The sequence below is a fragment of the Paratractidigestivibacter sp. genome (assembly GCF_052362415.1).
Lineage (GTDB): Bacteria > Actinomycetota > Coriobacteriia > Coriobacteriales > Atopobiaceae > Paratractidigestivibacter.
In genome coordinates, this window is record NZ_DAWEMK010000029.1 from 9,785 (window position 1) to 13,623 (window position 3,839).

The window sequence follows — 3,839 nt, forward strand, 5'->3', positions numbered from 1 at the left end:
CAGGCCATTCAATGGCTCGCCGAGCACCTCAAGCGCCGCTGGCCAGCGGGCGAGGGCGCGCTTCTCGTCGTCACGCACGACCGCTGGTTCCTCGACGAGGTCTGCGAGCACATGTGGGAGGTCCACGACCGCGAGGTCACGCCCTTCGAGGGCGGCTACTCCGCCTATATCCAGCAGCGCTGCGAGCGCGACCGTCAGGCCGCCGTCATCGAGGAGCGCCGCCAGAACACGCTGCGCAAGGAGCTCAGCTGGCTCGCTCACGGCGCGAAGGCCCGCACGAGCAAGCCGAAGTTCCGCATCGACGCTGCTCGCGAGCTCATCGCCAACGACCCGCCGCTGAGAAACCCGCTCGAGCTCAAGCGCCTCGCCGTGAGCCGCCTGGGCAAGAAGGTCATCACGATGAAGGGCGCCTCCTTCACCTACCCCGGCGCGCAAAAGCCCGTCATCGACGACGTCGACTGGCTCATCGGCCCCGGGGACCGTTACGGCATCCTCGGCGCGAACGGCGCCGGCAAGTCGACGCTGCTCAAGCTCATGACCGGCAGGCTGGAGCCGACCAAAGGCTCGGTCGGCATCGGCGCCTCCGTTAAGTTCGGCTGGATGTCGCAGCACCTCGACGCGCTGTCGGACAAAGAGGATTGGCGCATCCTCGAGATACTCTCGCGCTACAAGCACAGCTACCTCGTGGGCGGAAAGATGCTCAGCCCCACGCAGCTCTGTGAGCGCCTCGGGTTCGAGCAGCGGGAGCTTCAGAGCTTCGTCTCGGACCTTTCGGGCGGGCAGCGCCGCCGGCTCGCGCTTCTGTGCGTGATCCTCGACGAGCCGAACGTGCTCGTGCTGGACGAGCCCGGCAACGACCTCGACACGGACATGTTGGCGGTGTTGGAGGACCTTCTCGACTCGTGGCCGGGCACCCTGCTCGTGGTGAGCCACGACCGTTACCTCGTCGAGCGCGTGACCGACGACCAGTTCGCCCTCATCGACGGCCATGTGCGCCACGTCCCCGGCGGGGTCGACGAGTACCTGCGGCTCGCGAGCGAGGCCGAGGCCTCGGCGGCTTCCCCGCAAAGCGATGCGGCGGACGCCTCCGCTCAGGCGAAAAAAACGCAGGCCGAGGGGCTCTCGAACGCTGAGCGCCGCGAGCTCAAGAAGCGCTATGACGCGGTGAGCCGCAAGCTCGAGAAGCTCGAGGGCGAGCCGGATCGCCTTCGCGCTGCCATGGTCGGCATCGACCCCTCGAACTACGCTGAGCTCATGGACGCGCAGGCGAAGGTGGACGAGTGCCTGGCCCAGAAGGACGCCCTCGAAGAGGAATGGCTCGACCTGGCCGATAAACTCGGACTCTGAGTATTTACCGACTGCGGAGGTTTACACACCGTCAAAACCCTACCGTTCGCGGGGGTGTACAGCTGAATAACGCCCAGTTGGGGGACTATAGCGGCATCTATTCCCTACGAGGGGAGAGCTATGCCTGAACCCAACTACGACGTCGTGGTCGTGGGCGCCGGTGTCAGCGGCTGCGTCATCGCTCGAGAGCTCTCGCGCCTCCAGGTCTCGGCCTGCGTCGTCGAGCGCGAGGAGGACGTCTGCTGCGGGACCTCCAAGGCGAACTCGGCGATCGTCCACGCCGGCTTCGACGCCCAGACGGGTAGCCTCATGGCGCGGCTCAACGTCGAGGGCGCGCGGCTCATGCCCGCGCTCTGCGAGGAGCTCGGGGCGGACTTCCAGAGGATCGGATCACTGGTCGTCTGCACCTCCGACGAGGCGCGCCCGGGGCTCACCGAGCTTCTTGGTCGCGGTGTCGCGAACGGCGTCGACGACCTGCGCATCATTGAGCGAGACGAGCTCCTCGCGCTCGAGCCGAACGTCTCGGACGAGGCGGTCGCGGCCCTGTGGGCGCCGAGCGCGGGGATCGTCAACCCCCTTCAGCTCACCGTCGCCCTCGCGGAGAGCGCGAGCATCAACGGCGTCGACTTCCGACTCAACGAGAAGGTCCTCGGCTTCGATCGCCGCCCCGGCGGAGGCTGGATCGTACGGACGGACAAAGGCCGCCTCGGAGCGCGCGTGGTCGTCAACGCCGCCGGGGTCTACGCAGACGAGCTCCACAACCTCGTCGCCGCCGAGGGCGATCGCATGCGCATCACCCCGCGGCGCGGCCAGTACTACGTGCTCGACACCGCGGCAGCGGGCTATGTCCGCCACACCGTCTTTGCCCTGCCCACCAAGCTCGGCAAGGGCGTGCTCGTCACCCCCACGACAGCCGGCAACATCCTCGTCGGCCCCACCGCCGAGGACATCGAGGACAAAGAGGGGACCGACACGACCTCGGAGGGCATCGCGGAGGTCCGCGAGAAGAGCGCCATCACCATGAAGGGCGTCCCCTTGCAGCACTCGATCCGGAACTTCAGCGGGCTGCGCGCGCACCAGCCGGGCCATGACTTCGTCATCGGCGAGGTCGCGGGGGCGCCCGGGTTCGTCGACTGCGCCGCCATCGAGTCGCCGGGCCTCTCCTCGGCGCCCGCCATCGGGCGCATGGTCGCGGACATCGTCGCGGGGCTTCTGGTCTACCCCTCGGCGAAGCCTTACTGGCAGCCGCGCCGCAAGCGCATCCCCGACATCGAGCACATGGATCTCGACGAGTGGGCGCGCCTGGTCGCCGAGCGCCCCGATTACGGGCGCGTCGTCTGCCGGTGCCGCCGCGTCACCGAGGGGCAGATTGTCGACGCGATCCGGGCGCCGCTCGGCGCGCGGAGCCTCGACGCCGTAAAGAGGCGCACTGAGGCTGGCATGGGCCGCTGCCAATCCGGGTTCTGCTCTCCGAAGGTCATGGAGATCCTCGCGCGCGAGGTTGCCGATCTCGAGGAGGCATCCGTCACAAAGATGGGCCCCGGCTCGGAGCTCTGCTTCGGATCCACCCGCCCGGACGCGAAGGAAGGGGAGTGAGTCATGGCGAGCAACTTCGATTATGACGTGGTCGTCATCGGCGGAGGCCCCGCGGGTCTCGCCGCTGCCGCCTCCGCGCGCTCGGCCGGCGCCGGCAAGGTCCTCGTCATCGAGCGCGACGAGAAGCTCGGCGGCATCCTCAACCAGTGCATCCACAACGGGTTCGGGCTCATCACGTTCAAAGAGGAGCTGACCGGCCCCGAGTACGCCGACCGCTTTGAGCGCCTGGCCGACGACGCCGGCGTCGAGGTCAAGCTCGGGTGCATGGTGGTCGACCTCGCGGCAGACCGTACCGTCACCTGCGTCTCCGCCTCGGGCGGGCTCGAGCGGGTTCGTGCGGGCGCCGTCGTGCTCGCCATGGGGTGCCGCGAGCGCCCCGCCGGCGCCCTCGGCATCCCGGGGTTCCGCCCCGCGGGCGTCTATACCGCGGGCACCGCGCAGCGGCTCGTGAATATCGAGGGGCTCATGCCGGGCCGCGAGGTCGTCATCCTCGGCTCCGGCGACATCGGGCTCATCATGGCCCGTCGCATGACGCTCGAGGGAGCCCACGTCGCGTGCGTCGCCGAGCTCATGTCGTATTCGGGCGGCCTCAAGCGCAACATCGTCCAATGCATCGACGACTTCGGTATCCCGCTGCTGCTCAGCCATACCGTCACGCGCATCGAGGGCCAAAAGCGCGTCGAGGCGGTCGTGCTCTCCGAGGTCGACGGGTCGGGGCGCCCGGTTCCCGGGACCGAGGTCCGCTACCCATGCGATACCTTGCTCCTCTCGGTGGGGCTTCTTCCCGAGAACGAGCTTTCGCGCGGTGCGGGCGTCGAGCTCTCGCCCGTCACACGAGGGCCCGTGGTCGACGAGTCGCTTCAGACGAGCATCGCCGGGGTGTTCGCGTGCGGCAA

3 protein-coding genes are annotated in these 3,839 nt (G+C 68.5%); all 3 read left to right on the forward strand.

What is annotated here, in order from left to right:
* On the forward strand, positions 1 to 1,347 hold a 1,347-nt coding region (locus ACT84W_RS04505), incomplete at its 5' end, for an ABC-F family ATP-binding cassette domain-containing protein (protein WP_444328350.1).
* Positions 1,348 to 1,467: 120 nt separating this feature from the next.
* Positions 1,468 to 2,943 (forward strand): NAD(P)/FAD-dependent oxidoreductase, encoded by a 1,476-nt coding sequence (locus ACT84W_RS04510; RefSeq protein ID WP_444328351.1) that lies wholly within the window; start codon positions 1,468 to 1,470, stop codon positions 2,941 to 2,943.
* Between the two features lie 3 nt (positions 2,944 to 2,946).
* The coding region (locus ACT84W_RS04515; RefSeq protein WP_444328352.1) for an NAD(P)/FAD-dependent oxidoreductase at positions 2,947 to 3,839 on the forward strand (893 nt) is incomplete at its 3' end.